Origin of the sequence: Nocardia sp. NPDC059228 (genome assembly GCF_042754245.1) — a bacterium.
In the GTDB taxonomy this organism is placed as follows: domain Bacteria; phylum Actinomycetota; class Actinomycetes; order Mycobacteriales; family Mycobacteriaceae; genus Nocardia.
The window spans coordinates 145,419-162,081 of sequence record NZ_JBHZAL010000004.1 but is presented as its reverse complement, the minus strand read 5'-3'; the positions used below and the strand labels follow the sequence as shown (position 1 = coordinate 162,081).

Genomic DNA, 16,663 nt, shown 5'->3' with positions numbered 1-16,663 from the left:
TCGCTCAGCCCGCCTCGAGCGATTTCCGGATCTCGGCCTGGATCTCGAGCTGCGCCCGGGCCGCGGTCAGACCCGCGTTCACGTCGGCGGCGGTGCGCTGGGTGGCGGCCGAAACGTACTGTGCCACCGCCGCTTCGATCGATTCCACCGCCGTGGTCGCGGTCGCCAGCTGGTCGCCGCGGGCGGCGGCGGGCAGGGCGGCCATGGCGACCAGGCGGTCGTCCCAGGCCAGGGCGGCCTGCTCGAGTTCGGCGCGCAGCACGATGGTGGTGGCGTCGTCGAGGGCATCGGCGGTGTGCAGGGCCGTCATGGCGTCGCGCAGGCGGCGGTGCAGGCGCGGTTCCGGGTCGTGCGAGCCCGCCCAGGAGGCGGGGGCGCGGGTGGGGGTGCCGGGGACGACCTGGTTGGCGGCCGCGATCGCGGTCTTCTGACGGGAGGACACCAGCATCACACCACCCACGGCGGCCCCGATCGCGATCAGCACGATCAGCACGACAATCAACATGGTCCGCTCACTTTCGTCGGTCGGTCAGCGATGGGTGGTGGGGCGCGGCGGGGCGACGGTCGAGTGGCTCGGCCCGGTCGGATGGGCCGGGGTGTGATGGCCGTGCACCTTGCTGTACACCAGGATCACCGTGAGGATGATCGCGAGCACCGCCAGGATCGCGGCGATGATCTTCACCTTGCTCCACGGGCGGTCGCCGGACACCTGGCCGGTGAGGCCGTTGATGTACACCTGGTAGGTCTTGTCCATGTAGACGACCGTCAGCAGCCAGATCGGCAGCAGCAGATGCTTGTACGCCAGCCAGTTCCAGTTGGTGTTGAGCTGGTCGATGCGCTGATGGTCACCGCCGATATCGCCGCGCACGGTGGATTCGATCGCCGACTCCATCCGCTGCCGCGCTTCCGGGAGCGACTGCTCGGCATCATTGTCGTAGGTGCGGCACAGGTGCCCGGCCACGAATTCCGGTGAATAGGCGCGCGCCTGCTCCACCGGCCACGGTTCCAGCGCCCGAATCCGGTCGCGGTTCATGTTGTCATTGGCCAGCACCGGCAGATCCGCGAATTCATTGGCGACCTCGCCCGCCACCGGATACCACCGGGTCCGGGTCTCGTAGATCGGATCCCCGTCCGAATCCGTCCCGACCCGCACCTGATAGTCGTCGCCGCGCTCGCCCTGATACCAGCTCTGGGTATCGGCGTCGTAGGTGAAATACGCGGTGTACAGGCTGGAGAACGCCCCGATCCGCCGATATTTGCGGAAGTTCGACGGCGCGAACCACCGCCCCGACACCCACTTCTCGACCAGTTCCCGAGCCTGCTTCTCCCCCACCAGGAACGGCACCACACCGTCCACCGGCAGCCGGGCCGGCGCATTGTGCACATCATCGCGCTGAATGGGCGTGGCGCAGTACGGGCACCGAGTAGCGGTGAGACTCCCGTTGAACCCGGTCGTCCCACCGCAGTTCTGGCACTTCACCTCCCACTCCCCCGTCACCTGCGGCCCCGCCGCATGCGCCTGCAACTCCCGCAACGCCGCCATCGCAGGCCCCAACTCCCGAGCCTGAACCGCCACATCCGGCGCCGTCACCGGAGACCGATTCCCGCAACTGGGACACAGCAGATCCTGCCCCACCGGATCGAACACCAACTGCGCCCCACACGAGGAACACGGATACGTCCGAGTCAACTCCGTCTGATGCAACATCGCCCGATCCGGCACCCCCGCCTCCGGCTGCGCTACCGGACTTTCCGCCTCGGCCGGCGCCATACTCCCGGCACCCGGCACGATCACCGGCGCGACGATCACCTGCGGCGGCAGTGCACCCGCGGGCGCTTGCAGCGGCTGCCCATGACCGTACCCACCCGGCAGCGAGGGCGGCCCCGCCGTTACTCCGGCGCCCGGAAGTGGCGGCGGCGCAACCGGTCCCGGCCCAGCTGCCGCGGGCGTCGTGGTTCCAGGCAACGGCAGAGGAGTCCCTGAGTGCGGAAGTGGCGGCGGCGCAACGGTTCCCGGCCCCGCAGCAGACGAAGGCGCCGCAACGGACGCCGACGGCCATCTGCCCTGCTGCTCGCCCGGACCACCGGGCAGCGGCGGCGGCCCGCCAAACCCACCTGCCCCCGACGAAGGCGGCGCAGCAACCCCTGATCCAGCGGTGGCGATCGGCGGCGGCATGGGAGCCGACGTTCGTGCTGGAGCCCCGGACCCCGGAAGCGGAGGCGGCGCAACGGTTCCCGGCCCGGCAGCAGCGACCGGTGGCGGACCGAAGTTCTGCGGCGGGGCGGCCTGCGGCATGGGCGGGACTCCGCCGGGCCCACCTGGCGCGGGCGGAAGTCCCGGCGGTGCATCGGAAGCGGCCGGCGTCCCCCATTGTTGCTGTCCGGCTCTGCCACCTGGCAGCGGAGGCGGGACCGCCCCGCGTTGCGGCGTGGGCGGGACACCGCCCTCGCCGGGCCCGGAGGTCGGCAGCGGAGGCGGACCGGCCGGAGCCTGCCCGAAATTCTGCGGCGGCACAGGCGATCCCGCGCCGGGAGCGAACTGCGGCGCACCAGTGGGTGCATTCGGCCCTGGTGGGGGCGGCGTCATCCCGTGCGCCGGCGGGAGACCGCTCTGGCTCGAATCATGACCCGCGAGCGGGGGCGTCCAGGGTTGAGGGTCGGCCGGGTGTGGGGTGGCCGGGTCGCTGCCCGGGAGCGGCGGCGGGCCGGAGGGGTGTGGGGGCTGGTTGTCGTTCATCTGGGCTCACTCGGTGCGGCGGACTCGAGGGTCGCGCATTGCGGTGGAAGGGCTTTCGGGACGCACCGAGTTGTCGGGCGTTGGGTTCCAGCGGGGTACGGCGGCGGTCCCGTCGGCGGTCGAAAGTGCCGACGGGTGCAGCTGGCCGGGTCGGCCGGGCTGGGCGGGAGGCCGCTACTGCGGGGGCAGGGGCGGCGGGGTGCCCGGGAGCGGGGGCGGGGTGGCGAAGAGGGGCTGGAGGGCGGGGACGGAGCCGGCGGGTTGCCAGCCGGGCATGCCCTCGGTCCAGACGTTGGTGTCGCGGGTCAGCTGACCGGACGAGACGTACTGGCGTAGTTGCTCGATGGGGAAGGGGCCCGCGGCCTGGCCGGCGTTGTCGAAGTGGAACTGCTGCTGGCCCGGGAGCGGCGGCGGTGCCGCCTGCTGAGGCGCGGCGGGCTGGGCGTAGCCACCCTGCTGGGGCTGGGCGATGCTGCCCTGCATGGCGCCGGCCATCTGCCCGCCGAGGACCACGCCCATACCGGCCTGCATGGCGGCTCCCATTCCGCCGCCGGGGTTCTGGGCGGCGGCGAGCATGGCGTCGGCGGCCTGCATCTGCTGGTAGCGGTTGAGGTCGACATTGTTCATGAAGCCGCCCGCTTCGACACCGCGCGCCACGCCGCGGGTCATGGCCTGCTGGATCTCCTCCGGCAGGGAGATGGTCATGGTGACGCCCTCGACCCCGATGCCGAAGCCGGACAGGCGCTGACCGACGAATTCGCGCAGCTTGTCGGACAATTCGACCTGGCGGCCCTGCAGATCGATGGCGCCCAGGCCGCTGGCCAGCACCATGTCGGAGAAGGCCAGGGCGACATTGGCGCGCAGCTGCTCGCTGAGCACGTCGGCGTCGACCTCGGCATTGGTGCCGATCATCTGGCGCAGGAACACCTCGATGTCGGTGACACGGACATTCGCGGTGCCGTTGGCGCGGATCTGCACCATGCGGAAGTCGGGGTCGCGCACGGTGACCGGTTGCGGTGTGCCCCAGCGCATGTCGGTGACGGCACGGGTGTTCACGTAGTACACCTCGGACCGGAACGGCGAGTTGAAGCCGTGCCGCCAGGCCTGCAGGGTGGACATGATCGGCATGTTCTCGGTGGTCAGCTGGTAGTGGCCGGGACCGAACTTGTCGGCCAGCTGCCCGCGGTAGACGAAGACCGCCTGCTGACCCTCCCGGACGATCAGCTCCGCGCCGTTCTTGATCTCGTTCTCGTAGCGGGGAAACCGCCACGCCAGCGTGGTGCGAGTGTCATCCAACCATTCGATGACGTCGACGAATTCGCCGCGGATCATGTCGAACAGGCCCATTGAGTTCTCTTTCCTCCCTCGGGCGCTGCGCCCGACCCCGGCCGAGTATGGCACAGGGTCACCGGCGCGCGCGGTCACCGTCGTGTGGCTATCGAGCCAACCACAGGCAGTGTTAATCATTCATGAACGACCATGGCCCACGCGAGCTTTCCCGCGCGGGCCATATCAATCCGCTACCACGTCTCCGTCGCGCCCAGAGCTGATCACGCTATCCCGACACCGAGCCAGCGATCCTGCCCGAAGACTGGATCCGGCCCGGCCCGGATCAGGCGGGAGAGTCGAGTTCCCCGTCCACCACACCGGCAGTGAAGGCGTCCCACTCGCTGGGGGCGAACACCAGCGCTGGGCCGGTCGGGTTCTTGGAGTCACGAATCCCGACCAGTCCCCCATCGAGGAATGCAACCTCAACGCATTCGGAGTTCCCCGAGCTATACGTGCTCTTGAACCACTGCTCCCGGGTACGGAGGCGATCATTCACTGTCAGGAGTCCCTTCTTGCGACCTGCCGCAGCAGGTTCCGGCTGGTTGCGGCATCCAACGCGGCGTGCTGGATCGTCGCGAACGCCCGGCGGTACTTGCCGACGTCGGCTTCTTCCTCAAGGTACATATCCCCGGTGTAACTCTCGACATAGATGACCGTCGGTTCGGCGACACCTTTCGGGTCCGGTTTGAAGTCGAGCGTCACGAACGGCCCGACCGGGGTCCCGAGTGGGAATCCAGCTCGGAACGGCAGGACACGAATGGTGATGTTCGGGCGGGTACCGAGGTCGGCGAGATGCCGCAGTTGCGCCGCCATCGTCACGTCATTACCGACTGTTGTGTGCAGGGCTGACTCGTGGAGCACGAGATCGATGGTGATGGGAGCCCTCCTGCGAGTGATGATCGTCTGGCGTTTGAGCTTCAGTTCGATCCGTCGATCCTGTTCTTCCTCACCGTCTTTCGGAAAATAGATCCTGTTCAGCGATCGGGCGTAGTCGGAGGTTTGGAACAGTCCCGGGACGAGATCGGGACGATAGATCTCCATCGCGCCCGCTTCGGTTTCCATCCGCATGTAGACATCGAAGTTCGCCCGAATGAGGTCATTGAAGCTGTTGTACCAGGTCTTTTCGGCAACCTGCCGAGCGAGCTCGATCATGGCGTCGGTCTTCTCGTCTGCGATCTCGAGGATCTTGCCGAGCTCACGAAGGTCTCGATCGAGAATCCTGCCGGGCTCACCCCGCTCCAATCGAGAGTATTTGCTGTGGCTCCATTGCATCGCAGCCGCAACCTCGGCCTGCGTGAGTACCGTGTTCTCCTCGCGTTGACGGCGTATGTATCGCCCGAGCTGCCGACGTGGCAGCGAAGCGCGCGGATTCTCCTCGGGCATCGCTAACTCCTCGACTCTGTCAGGATGGCACTGCTCCGATCCCAGAGTGACACCGCTACTGGGGCTTTGCTCTCGTTTCCCGAAAATCCCGGAATGACAATGTCATAGGAGGTCGATGGTGGTGTGCTGGGACGACAACGACGGCACACAGGTAGGTGACTATGTCCAGCAACAACCCGTGGTCTGTGCAGGCGATCATCGACCGTATCGAACGAGAGAGGCGACAAGCCGCCGACAGCGAACCTCCACCGAACGAGAGCGCCACGGTCGGGTATTCGGTGCGCGGACTGTGGTCGTGCTACTCCGATCCCGGCGAACTGACTGCCGCACAAGCACATGTCGCGATGCAACTGCATCTCCAATGCGGAGTCGACACCTGCGCGGTGCGCTGGCGGGCGCGCACCGCGCTGGTCGCATCCGGGCGCATGGTCCTCGACCCCGGTGCGGCGCGAACGCCGCCGACCGCGCACAGATCCCTGTTCGCCCTGTTACGTGCCGCCGTATTCGGGTACAGCACACTGCTTTTCGGTGGTCGCCATGCCCTGCGATGATCCGGACATGATCGAGATCCAGGTCATTCAGGACGTCCTCGACACCATCGAAACCCGTCTGCGCGACCGCGAACGCCACGGTTGGCGCTTGACCGTCCCCCGCTCCCGCGTCTACGCGACCCTGCTGCACGCGGTCATCGTCAGCGCTCGCGAATCCCACCGCCTCCCAGCCACACTCGACCGCGCCGCCATCCTGGACACCATCCTCGACGGCACCGAACCCGCGAGCCACGATGTCGCGAGCCGACCGATCGAGGACGTCATCGCCCGCCACACCGTGCCGGTGAACTGAATCCGGCCAGCGGGTCGATGCAGGCACCTGGCCGAGCCGGCAGGTCTCCCAGGGCTGGTCGACAGCCTGCCCCCTCGAAGCAGCTGTGCGGGCACCTCACTGCGAGGGAGGACGGTCCCAGCTGTAGGCATCCGGCATGTTGTGCCTGCCGCCGGAATTCTGGTTCCGGATCACCGCATTGGCGGTATACGACGAGCCATCGGTGAACACCACGACGCATTTCAGATGCGCGGTCTCTTCACGCATCGTGTCGTGGACATGCGGTGTGCACGACACCGACCGCACCGGCCGGTGATCCTTGGCGGTGATGTTCTCCTTCATGGCGTTCTGCAGCGCGACGTAGGCATCGTTGTCCGGCCCACACCCGGCCACGAGCGCCAGCGAGGCGAGGATCACGACCGGCCCGGCCCGCCGAGGGAAGCTCATAGCACCCATCCCACCACCGCTGTCCGCGGACGGCGCGGTTTCGATCGCATCGACCGGCGACCGACCTCATCAGCGAGGGCGCCCTCGAGGGACTCGAATCCGCCCGCGCCAGAGGACGACTCGGCGGCCGGCCAGGTCGTTCTCCGGGACCTCGTCCACGACGCGGGACGTGCTGCGATCGGCGTGGCGTTCTATCCAGCTAGCTCGAGCCGGGTTACCGCGTTGTCGGTGAGCCGGCATACCTCATCGTCGCTCATCGCGAGTGCCGAGTACCCGACGCTGAGGTCGAGGCCGCCGAGCCGCTCGTTGGCGATCACGAACAGTGACGGGCCGAACATGTCGAGTGAAACGGCCTTGGTGACGTCCTCGAGCGTGTAGGCGCCGTAGGCGGCCTGCAGGCCGGACTCACCGGTCGTGGTCACCGCAAGTCCGTCGAGGCGCCGGTTGTGCCGGATCCCTGGGCCGACTTCGTGCCGATACACTTCCCATCCCGGAAACTTCATCATCGAGGCGGACTCGTGGTCCTTGGCCAGCGCGGCGATCAGCTTGAACGAGACGTCACGGGCGGTTGCCCAGAAGTCGTCGGTGATCGGGTGCTCGGTGCGCAGGATGTCGACGTAGCAACCGAAGGTCTCGTGCGCCCGCGCGAGTCTGCTGAGGCGACGAAGGTCGACCGTGGTCAGCACGGTCATGGCATCGAGCCTGTACCGCTCGCGCAAGGCGAGCAGGAAGGCTGCCGTTACCGCACCGTGAGGCGTCGTTCTGTTGGCTTTGATGGCATCCATGAGCGTCGCCGTTACGACGGGCTCGAGGTGACGTGCCAGTACTCGCGTTTCTTTCTTCCGGTCGGGTACCGCCTGCTTGGGTATGCGAATGGCCGGCGTATAGGTGGTCTTCTTGCCACTGCCGGACTTGCTGAGCAGGCTGTCCTCGATCGACGGGGGCAGTGTGGTGTCGAGCGGGGGTTTCAGTTGCGCCGCGGCTGGATCGGCGAGGAATTCGAGAAGCTGGCGAGCGAGCATGTTGGCGGACTGGGCGTCGAGCGTCGCGTGATCGGCACAAATGACGATGTGGTTGAGGTCGGCGTCGGGCGACTGCCGCACCAGCGTGATCCGCAGGCGCGGATGGTTGCCCTTCGGGATCGGTGTGCGGATCTCAGAGGCGAAAACCGTGCGCCAAGCGTCTGGGTCGGTGTCCTCGAGCACCTTCAGCGGGATCTCCGTCGTGCCCTCGGTGTCGAACCAGGGCTGGCGATAGGCGAAGAACGGCATGTGCCGCCAGACCAGCTTGCCGTAGCGGACATGAGCGCGAAGGATGGGGTGCTGGGTCTGTAGCCAGGCGAGCGCGTGGTTCACCAGCGCCGGATCGAGGCGGCCGCGCACATGCAGCACCTGCATGGTGATCAGCCCGCCATGGACATGCAAATGGCTGAGCAGTTGTTCCTTTTCGCCCAGCGGGCGTGTATCGCCCAAGCTTTCCTCCCGCGTTTTCGAATACCGTTACAGGTCGCGATGAAATTGGCTAACATGCCGACTACATAAGGGACTCGAGTGATGAACGATATCGAACGACCGATAGTCGAGTATATCTCCGCCATGGTGGCCGAAACCGGCGGTGCGCCGGTCGATCGCGAGACGCCTTTGCTCGAGACGGGCCTGCTGGACTCGATCAGTTTGGTAAAGCTGGTGTATTTCCTCGAGGAGCGATTCAAGATCAGCATCCCGGACACGGAGATACGGCCGGAGCTGTTCGAATCGCCTGCGAACATAGCGGCCTATGTTTCGCAGCGAGCGGCTCAACCGGCCTAGAGCTCGCGCAGCCGCGCGCGGAGCACCTTGCCGGCCGCGCTCCGCGGCAGTGCGTCGATGAACGCGATCTCGTCCGGGACCTTCTGAACCGACAGCCTTTCGCGGGCGTAGCGGATCAACTCATCGGCCGACACCTCCGCCCCTTTGACGACAAACGCGATCAGCCGATTGCCGTTGCGCGAGTCCGGGAGACCCGCCACTGCGGCTTCGGCGACAGCGGGCAAGGCCATGAGCGTCTCCTCCACCTCGATGGGGTCGATCTTGTAACCGGATACCTCGATCAGCAGCTTGCTGCGGCCACGGATGAAGATGCGACCTTCTTCGTCGAGCGAGGCAAGATCGCCGGTCCTGAACCAGCCCTCATCGAACGCCTCGGCATTGGCCACCGCATCGCCGAGATAGCCCCGCATGAGCGAGGACGATCTGATTTCCATTTCGCCGACGGATGGGCCGAAGTCGGTGTCGAACGGGACGATGCGGACCCTGGCGTCGCCCGCGGGCTTGCCCACCGAGGCCCAGCTCGCGTCGAGATCGGCGGAGTTGTTGTGCGAGAACATGCTCGCTTCGGTCGAGCCGTAATCCTGACGAAGTGGGGTACCGAGGCGCTCGCGCACCGCTTCGAAGATCGGCCTTTTCAGTGCGACGCCACCCGAGAAGGCCAGGCGCATCCTGAGGTCGAAACTGCCGGTCTGACCAGTGACGATTTCGTACATTGCCGGAACGGCGCCCATGACGGTGACGCGCTCGCGGACCATGGTGTCGAGCAGCTTCTTGCGCGAAAGCGCCAGCGGCAGGCGATCGCTCCAATAGAGAGTCGTTCCACCGCCGGCGACGGTCTGCGTAGCGCCCAGCAAGAAGCCCAATGAGAAGTTGCCCGGCAGAATGTCCACGACGACATCGTCGGGCTGAATTTCCCAGGCTGCGCTGGCTCGTTCACCGTCAGCGACGAGCTCGGCATGGGTGTGCGGCACCACCTTGGGCAACCCGGTCGAGCCGGACGAGAAGAGGTAGAGCGCCGTGGTATCGCCTCCCAGTTTCGGCAGCTGGGTGGTTGCGCTTCCCTCGGGAAGGGCGCTCGTCAAGAGCAAGGGAATGCCGGGGGCTGCATCTGCGATCAGCGTCTCGGCAACGGCGGCATGACCGGGAGTTGAGACGACTGCGCGGGGTCCGGTCTTTTGCGCGAGTGCGGCAAGTTCGGTTCGCGTGGCCGTCTCGCCCAGAGGCATCGCGATGGCGCCGATGGCGAAGAGCGCGTGGGCGGTCACGAAAAGATCGGGCGAGTTCGGAATCAGCAGGGCAACGGGATCGCCGCGCCCGATGCCACGGTCAATGAAACCGGCGGCTAGCCGGCCGATCCGCTCGATTAAAGCGGCGTAGGGCGTGAATGCCTCGCCCTGCCGCAATCCACTGGTGATCGGTGCCCGCGCTGTCAGCGCTAGCAGATTGTCGTAGATCATCTCTACTCCGCAGGGTCCGTCCCCTCTGCTCGTAAGGATAGAAGTGGGATGCGGCATCTACAAGCCGTCAACGATCACGCCAGAAAGTCAGTTGGAGAACGCCGGTATCGAACGTCAAAGCTTCCGTCCGTTTCAAACCAAGCCGTTATCGTGGTCGCCATTGAGAAGGCCGGATGCTGCCGTCAAAAGGACCAGCGAGACAAGGAGACTCAGTTCAAGTCCAGGTGAAGGCAGCTCAATTCCATACTTTCGCAATCGATTTCCGTGTCAGCGACGAGTTCTTCTCCGGCGACGGCACCGTGCAGTCGATCGCCGAAGACCAGGGGTCCGAGTGTTCTCGAGCTCGACGCCGGGAAGCAAACATACAAACAGGCGCTCAATTCGGCATGGCAGACCCCGCGGTCGCGCGAGCAACGGCATGGAAATGCGTTGCGGCTGTGCAGTAATCGGTCTGAAATTACCGAGATGTTTCGACTATCGGGGTAGTTCGGGCACGTCGAAAGCCAGTGCGGTCGCGAGGTTTATCGTTCTGCGGGGAGTGCTGCATTGCCGGGTCAGGCTGTGCAGATCGAGCCTGTTGTGGCGGGCTTGGAACAGGAACAGCGCGGCGGGATGCTGCCGCAGCTGATCGGTGTCGAGAGCGTCGGCGGTGTGGTGGGCGGCGGCGACAAGAGCGGGGAACGCCGACTGGAGCTCGGCTGCCCATTCCTCGACCGCTGTCAGCCAGGCCTGGGTGGCGGTATCGGGTGTCGAGGAGAACCGTGCGATTGCCTCGCTCAGTTCCGGCCAGGTGTAGTCGGCCCACGGTTTGGTCTTCAGGACCGGCAGCTGCCATCGGCGCCTGACCTGCGACCAGTGATCGGTATGTGCTGGCACCGAGTGAATCGCGAAGTCTGGCAGGCTGAGTGCCGTCAGGGTCCCGCCGTGGCAGGCCCCGGTGTCCAGGCCCACGATCCGGTTGTCGCGAATCAGTGGCTCGTCGCCGGTTACGTGGTGTCCGAACACGATTGGCTTGGCATCGGTGTAGTGGTCGTGCCAGACGCTGTCGGGGAACAGGGCATTGAGTTCGCGCTCGCCACGAGTGGAACCACAAAGGACCTCCGCACGTTGCTCGGCGAGCGGGATGCCCGGCACCATGCCGGCATGGACGACGCGGACATGTTCGTTCTCGAAGTGGTAGGGAAGCGTCCGCATCCAGTCGACCATATCCGCGTAATCATCGCCGGTCTGCAGCCGGGTGATTTCCTGGGCGTAGGAGAAGATCCCGCGAACGTGTTTGCGTTCGTGGTTCCCCATGACCGCCACCGAGTTCGGGCGTTCACGGAAAAGACTGACCACCTCGTGTGGTTTCGGGCCGCGGTCGACCAGGTCACCAACGCTGACGAGGAGATCGTCTTCTGTGACCTCAACCTTCCCGAGTAGCTCGAGTAGCTCATCGAAGCAGCCGTGGATGTCGCCGATGATGACGGTGCGCCGCATCCGCACGACGGTAGACGCGGATCGGTTCGGCGAGCAAAGCAATATCGCGGCTGTGAACCGCACAGCATCCGGCAGTAACGAATATCTCTGGGCCGCAGTCGGTCTCGCCGCCAGCTACCCTGAGTCAGCCGGTCCGGCCAGCGCGGTCAGCGGCTACTCGAGACTGGCGTCAGCGCCTGGTCCCGTCCAGAATTCGGTGAGGGTGCCCGATGGGATGCTCCCTCAATCGGCTGCCCGCCAGCATGATTCGGTCCGGCTCTCTCATGGCCTGCCTCCCGCCGGGTGCCGGAGTGGCGGGAAAGGGGTCTGCCCGGCTCGAAGTAGCGGTGCCCTCTTCGCACGGACCCCACCCATTGCGAGGCAGAATGCGACACCGGTGGCCGTCATCATCGGCACGGATCCACACAAACGCTCGACCACTATCGAGGTCATCTACTAGGCAGGACACGTCCTCGCCCGTCGGTCGATACGCCACTGACACTGCGGGCTACGCCGAAATACTCACCGCCGGATCACGATTCGCTAATCGAGTGTGGGCCGTCCAAGGCTGCAACGGCATCAGCCGCCACCTCGCCCACCGGTTGGTCCACGACGGCGAAACCATGGTGGACGTGCCGGCGAAACTCTCCGTGCAGGTACGGGTCTTCGCTACCGGCAACGGCCGCAAAACCGAACCGGTCGACGCCCATTCGACAGCAGTGAGCTGTCGAGCTCGACATCGTGCGCGGTCTCGGGGTTCGGCCAACCTGATCACCGAGTAATCGGCAATGATGCGCATCCTCTGGTCACGAAGCTCAGCCGAGCGCCGGAGCGGCCAGGTCGCCATTCGCTGGAGGCAACCAGCCGAACACCAGTGATGGTTCGTGCTCGGCGGGAAGATCAGTCGGCGATAGGGCGCATCGCCCGATCCGGCAGGATCCCGGCCTCGACGAGTTCGTCGTAGATCCGCTGCTGCTCATCGTCGAGATTGGAGTACAGCATGTCGTACGCCAGTTCTTCCTCGGCGAGCACCGCGACCGGATCCCAGTCGTCACCGAGCGCCGCGAGGACAGCGCTGCGCCGGCGTACCTCGTCCAACGTGAGGTCGTAAGCAAAATTGTGGTCGGCCATTCAGGCATCTCCAACCAGGTTCTTTCCAAAAACGAACTGCCGACGATGCCCAACCACGCCGTCTCGGGCAATGACCTGCATCACGTTTCACGGTTGGACTTCGTCACATTTGATGCCCGCGGGCGGACTGGACCTCGGAGTAAATGCGTCCACGCAATCGCCACGACACGTCCACCGCTGAAATCGGGGCGGCGACGCCACACCGCAACAGAGCGGAACTTGCCAATGCCGTCGCTGGCGCCCGGGTCCGATTGCCAGCCGCGCTGATGCTATTTACGCCGACGCGAACACCCCTGCACCGATCGAACCCGAACTGGGCCGCACGACATTAGCCGCCGATGACGAGCGCGCGATATTCGGTGCGGGCCCAGCGGTCATCGCAGCACCTCATCGAACGCTTCTGATGGCGTGACGAATCCGAGAGTTTGTCGAGGGCGTCCGTTGAGTTCGTCGGCGATGGCGTTGCGCTGACCCATCGAGATCACCGGCAGTTCCGGACGTTCCGCCGGCCCCGGATCGGCAACGGCAAGTAGATCTTTGCTTGCTCGCGCGGGACGGTTCGGCCAGCGCGGTGTGCGGCGCGAACGGATGATTGCGATCGATGAGCCTCGGCAGTCGCCGCGATTCAGTGATGGAAGAGTCGAACTCCGGTGCGGGCGAGGGTCATGCGGTGCTCACGGCAAGCGTCGGCGATGACGTTTGACTGGAGGGCACCGCCCGGCTCGATGACGAGCTCAACCCCATGTTCGGCGGCAACGCGCGTGTTGATGTGGATTCATGCCGTAGCGCAAGTCCATTGCCATACCCCGTCTCTCGTCTCGAGATAGGGAGCACCCAGGCGTACGACACTCCGATACTGCGCTTCCTCGTGGTCGGCCCACGCAACGCCAGTCGCGATCGACCACACGCTAACCCCATGACAGACCGAGCATCCAGACGGACCACGACGCACGGGATTTCGGGATGTGCGTGCGCTCACACGGCAGGCCCCGCAGCGGGCTCTTACCACACGACCAGCGGGAGAAGAACACGCCGCCATGCGCGCATCAACGGCCAACCCAACCGTTCTGAACGCGCACTACAGCTGAGGAATTGGCGTGAAGTTGCTGTTCTACAGCGGATTGTGCGGGATTGCACCGGTCGTCGGAAACTCGGCATTTGCGTGCACCGCCCGCGGCCGTACGGCACTCGGGCCGTTGGGCTTCCGACGCCGCGCACCGACCGGTCGAACACGCGGGTGGCGGTATTCCCGTACGTTCGCGCTGTGTGGCGGATGGATCTACCGGTGGGCTTCGGGTGGACCGTCGGCGGCTGCGGTGAGTCGGCGTGCCAGGGCGCGCACAGCGTCGTTGAGTGCGTCGGGGTGTTCGATGACGAACGGGCGGTTCAGGCCGGCCAGGACGGGGGGAATCCAGTCGAGTTGTTCGGCTCGAATTCGGACCCGGACCCACGGGTGGGTGTCAGGGAGGGGTGAGTCGATCTCGTGCACGGTCGCGATCGTCGCGGGGAGCAGTGGGCGGACCTGGGTGAGGGTGCCCTGCACTCGAATCGATACCTCGTACCGATAGGGCGCCGTGGCAAGTGCGGACAGCAGATGCGCGGTCGGCTCGAATCCCGCTGGCGGAGTGAATGTTCCGGGCAGTGTGGTCACCGTCGTGATGCGGTCGAGCCGGAACTGACGTAGATCGTCACTGTTGCCGTCCATCCCCGTCAGGTACCACCGGCCGGAGTGGGCGACGAGCCCGTATGGGTGCACGGTCCGCTCACTGCGACGTCCGTTCCGGTCGGTGTAACCGATCGCCACCGGTTGGCGCTCGCGGGTGGCCTCGGCGAGCCGGAGGAGGACGGCGGTCTCGACAGCAACCGCCGAGCGGGCATCCTCGGTGAATTCGGCGGTGTTGATCAGCGCGTCCAGCCGCGCCGCCAGACGTGCGGGCAGGACGCGACGGAGTTTGGCCGTCACGCTGTCGGCCGCGTGGGCGGCTGTTGTCGATTGACCGACGCCGCGGCTGGTGAGGAGTCCGAGCAACACAGCCACCGCCTCGTCATCGGTCAGCATCAGCGGCGGCATTCGGTACCCCGGGGCGAGCCGGTATCCCCCGTAGCGGCCCCGCACCGATCGCACCGGGATCTCCAGGTCGGTGAGATGGGTGACGTATCGCCTGACCGTGCGTTCATCGACGCCGAGCCGTCCGGCGAGTTCGCCGACGGTATGGGTACCACCGGCCTGCAACAGCTCGAGGAGTGCCAGCACTCGGGCAGTGGGGCGCGTCATCAGAAAATTCTCGCATGTATACCGGGCGGAAACTGTCCGGTATCGGCTCTAACGTGGCCTGCGGGCGGCGCAACCTCCGCCCCAACCAACAACAGGAGTACGCAAGTGAATCTCGTCTCGATCCGTCTGATCACCGGCGACATCCAACGGCTGGTCGGCTTCTATCAGCACCTGACCGGTGTCGAAGCTTCCTGGGCTACACCGGATTTCGCCGAAATCGCCACACCGGCCGGCACCCTCGCGATCGGAAGCACCCGCACCGTCGCGTTGTTCGCGGCCGGCAGCGCGCGCCCAGCCGACAACCACACCGCGATCATCGAGTTCCTGGTCCCCGACGTCGATGCCGACTACCAGCGGTTGCGGGATACGATCGACGATTTCGTCAACGAGCCCACGACGATGCCGTGGGGCAATCGGTCATTGCTGCTCCGCGACCCCGACGGCAACCTGATCAACCTCTTCACCCCGGTCACCGCGCAGGCCGTCGCCAAATTTGCCCGCTGACATCCGCTCATCGGTATACGCGTGCGGGCACCCGTGAAGCGCTCGGCCCATCGCTCTTCCACAAGCCCGCGCCGGGCCGCGCACTATCCCGCATAGCGTGCGGTGCGCACGGTCACGCGGGCGGTTGCCGCGAGCTGGCCGATCGTGAGCACCGTATGCCGCCGGTCTTCGGGAACATGGCCAAGCCGAGTTCAGGCGTGAGCCACCCGGTCGACGAGGTCGCGGATCGCCTGGACCACGACATCGGGGCGTGTGATGCACAGCTGGTGGTGGCCGACATCGGAGACGACGCGATATTCCCTGAACGACATCGTGCTCACCCGCGGCCGTGGCCATCCTCCTCATGCCCACGTGTATCGCACATAGCATCTGCTCCCGCATCGACGCCTGCGGGCCGGGGTCGATGCCCTCGCGGTGAGCGCGGCCACCGGTACGTCGGGAGTGTCCGGCCCGGCACGCAGTTCGTCGGCGAATGCAACCAAGCTGCCCCGCTCGGCGATGCCGACCCGGAGCCATTCGTCGCTAGCCATTCGTCGCTGACATGGGCTTCGGCTGAGCTGACCTCGTGCGACGAGCAGCCTTGCCAGAGGGGCGATTTGCGCGATCAGACTGCGCGCGCCACCCTTTGACCAGTGTCCGGGGGCGACTGCCCGCGAAACTGATTTGTGCGCTCATTGGATTCGCTCAGTTCCATTTCCGTGGCGCTACCGCGAACGAGCACCCGCTGATCTTGGCGGATGCTCGTTCGGATCGGGAAGTCGACCGGCTTGTGCGTTCAGCACGATTGTTCGCGGGTTGCGGGGCCCTCGATCAACCCGTACTCGACAGCAGCTGAAGTGGTGAGTGTCCGTTGCTGTTCGAGGTCGTGACGGATCTGGTCTGTGTCGCGACCGGTGAGTTCCGCCAGTCGAGCCAGCAGCGTGTCGAACATGGCTCGCGCGTGTTCGAGTCGCGGTTCGACACGACTGAGCCCGCCATCCAGACGCACCGACGGCTCCCGCAACACGAACTGGGCACTCCTGTAGGCGTAGCGATGCTCGCACGATGCGAGCAGTCCCAGCGCTGCACCGCCGAGCGTGCCGCTCACGTAGGCGCTCACGGGCGCGCGAAGCACGTCCAGCACATCGGTGACAGTGCTGGCGTCGAGCAGATCCGCTTCCAGCCCGTACATTTCGAGCCGGATCGGTCGGGCGCTCTCAGCGTCCAGCGTCAGCAACCGAGCGCACAACTCGGTGGCAGCCGCGGCGTCCAAATGCCCGCGAGCGATAACCGTCCGCTGCATGAGCAACGCATCCGCCGGTCCGTCCGGGTG

General features: G+C 65.8%; 16 protein-coding genes. 4 read left to right on the top strand and 12 right to left on the bottom strand.

The genetic code is table 11. The features are described 5' to 3' along the window. Nucleotides 1–4 precede the first annotated feature (4 nt). From ACFXKA_RS08990 to ACFXKA_RS08970, 5 genes are all read right to left on the bottom strand, one after another. A complete protein-coding gene (locus ACFXKA_RS08990; RefSeq protein WP_379426734.1) occupies nucleotides 5–505 on the bottom strand; it encodes a hypothetical protein in 501 nt (166 codons plus the stop codon). Between the two features lie 24 nt (nucleotides 506–529). Next, nucleotides 530–1,555 (bottom strand): hypothetical protein, encoded by a 1,026-nt coding sequence (locus tag ACFXKA_RS08985; RefSeq protein ID WP_379426733.1) that lies wholly within the window; start codon nucleotides 1,553–1,555, stop codon nucleotides 530–532. Nucleotides 1,556–2,911: 1,356 nt separating this feature from the next. Then, nucleotides 2,912–4,084: an SPFH domain-containing protein gene (locus ACFXKA_RS08980; RefSeq protein WP_379426732.1), complete on the bottom strand. Its 1,173-nt coding sequence runs from the start codon at nucleotides 4,082–4,084 to the stop codon at nucleotides 2,912–2,914. 265 nt (nucleotides 4,085–4,349) lie between these two features. Next, nucleotides 4,350–4,562 (bottom strand): DUF397 domain-containing protein, encoded by a 213-nt coding sequence (locus ACFXKA_RS08975; protein ID WP_379426731.1) that lies wholly within the window; start codon nucleotides 4,560–4,562, stop codon nucleotides 4,350–4,352. Nucleotides 4,563–4,564: 2 nt separating this feature from the next. Next, the gene (locus tag ACFXKA_RS08970; RefSeq protein ID WP_379426730.1) at nucleotides 4,565–5,449 is read right to left on the bottom strand and encodes a helix-turn-helix domain-containing protein; all 885 of its coding nucleotides are present in this window, start codon (nucleotides 5,447–5,449) and stop codon (nucleotides 4,565–4,567) included. A 161-nt stretch (nucleotides 5,450–5,610) separates the two neighbouring features. On the opposite strand from ACFXKA_RS08970, the gene ACFXKA_RS08965 reads away from it, so the two are divergent. Together ACFXKA_RS08965 and ACFXKA_RS08960 are read left to right on the top strand one after the other, a co-directional pair. Then, nucleotides 5,611–6,000, top strand: a complete 390-nt coding sequence (locus tag ACFXKA_RS08965; protein ID WP_379426729.1) for a hypothetical protein — start codon at nucleotides 5,611–5,613, stop codon at nucleotides 5,998–6,000. A gap of 7 nt (nucleotides 6,001–6,007) precedes the next feature. Continuing rightward, nucleotides 6,008–6,292 carry a hypothetical protein gene (locus ACFXKA_RS08960; protein WP_354831960.1) on the top strand — a complete coding sequence of 95 codons (285 nt, stop codon included), beginning with the start codon at nucleotides 6,008–6,010 and terminating at the stop codon, nucleotides 6,290–6,292. A 96-nt stretch (nucleotides 6,293–6,388) separates the two neighbouring features. Here ACFXKA_RS08960 and ACFXKA_RS08955 read toward each other — a convergent pair whose 3' ends face one another. Both ACFXKA_RS08955 and ACFXKA_RS08950 read right to left on the bottom strand, forming a co-directional pair. Further along, on the bottom strand, nucleotides 6,389–6,718 hold the full coding sequence (locus tag ACFXKA_RS08955) for a hypothetical protein (RefSeq protein ID WP_379426728.1): 330 nt from the start codon (nucleotides 6,716–6,718) through the stop codon (nucleotides 6,389–6,391). A 191-nt stretch (nucleotides 6,719–6,909) separates the two neighbouring features. Further along, nucleotides 6,910–8,190 (bottom strand): hypothetical protein, encoded by a 1,281-nt coding sequence (locus ACFXKA_RS08950; RefSeq protein WP_379426727.1) that lies wholly within the window; start codon nucleotides 8,188–8,190, stop codon nucleotides 6,910–6,912. A gap of 81 nt (nucleotides 8,191–8,271) precedes the next feature. Between ACFXKA_RS08950 and ACFXKA_RS08945 the strand changes: the two genes are divergently transcribed. Continuing rightward, nucleotides 8,272–8,526 carry an acyl carrier protein gene (locus ACFXKA_RS08945; RefSeq protein ID WP_354831952.1) on the top strand — a complete coding sequence of 85 codons (255 nt, stop codon included), beginning with the start codon at nucleotides 8,272–8,274 and terminating at the stop codon, nucleotides 8,524–8,526. Here ACFXKA_RS08945 and ACFXKA_RS08940 read toward each other — a convergent pair. The 4 genes from ACFXKA_RS08940 to ACFXKA_RS08925 form a co-directional block, all read right to left on the bottom strand. Next, nucleotides 8,523–9,983, bottom strand: coding sequence for a class I adenylate-forming enzyme family protein (locus ACFXKA_RS08940; protein WP_379426726.1), 1,461 nt, complete (start codon nucleotides 9,981–9,983; stop codon nucleotides 8,523–8,525). The genes ACFXKA_RS08945 and ACFXKA_RS08940 overlap by 4 nt on opposite strands. A 474-nt stretch (nucleotides 9,984–10,457) precedes the next feature. After that, entirely contained in the window at nucleotides 10,458–11,462 is a 1,005-nt protein-coding gene (locus ACFXKA_RS08935) for a metallophosphoesterase family protein (protein WP_379426725.1), read from the bottom strand. Between the two features lie 879 nt (nucleotides 11,463–12,341). Then, nucleotides 12,342–12,572, bottom strand: a complete 231-nt coding sequence (locus ACFXKA_RS08930) for a DUF6400 family protein (protein ID WP_379426724.1) — start codon at nucleotides 12,570–12,572, stop codon at nucleotides 12,342–12,344. A gap of 1,279 nt (nucleotides 12,573–13,851) precedes the next feature. Continuing rightward, complete coding sequence (locus ACFXKA_RS08925) at nucleotides 13,852–14,847, bottom strand: helix-turn-helix transcriptional regulator (protein ID WP_379426723.1); 996 nt, start codon at nucleotides 14,845–14,847, stop codon at nucleotides 13,852–13,854. Nucleotides 14,848–14,952: 105 nt separating this feature from the next. On the opposite strand from ACFXKA_RS08925, the gene ACFXKA_RS08920 reads away from it, so the two are divergent. After that, nucleotides 14,953–15,351: a VOC family protein gene (locus ACFXKA_RS08920; RefSeq protein WP_379426722.1), complete on the top strand. Its 399-nt coding sequence runs from the start codon at nucleotides 14,953–14,955 to the stop codon at nucleotides 15,349–15,351. A 775-nt stretch (nucleotides 15,352–16,126) separates the two neighbouring features. Here the strand turns inward: ACFXKA_RS08920 and ACFXKA_RS08915 are convergent. Further along, nucleotides 16,127–16,633 (bottom strand): ATP-dependent Clp protease proteolytic subunit, encoded by a 507-nt coding sequence (locus tag ACFXKA_RS08915; RefSeq protein WP_379426721.1) that lies wholly within the window; start codon nucleotides 16,631–16,633, stop codon nucleotides 16,127–16,129. Nucleotides 16,634–16,663 lie beyond the last annotated feature (30 nt).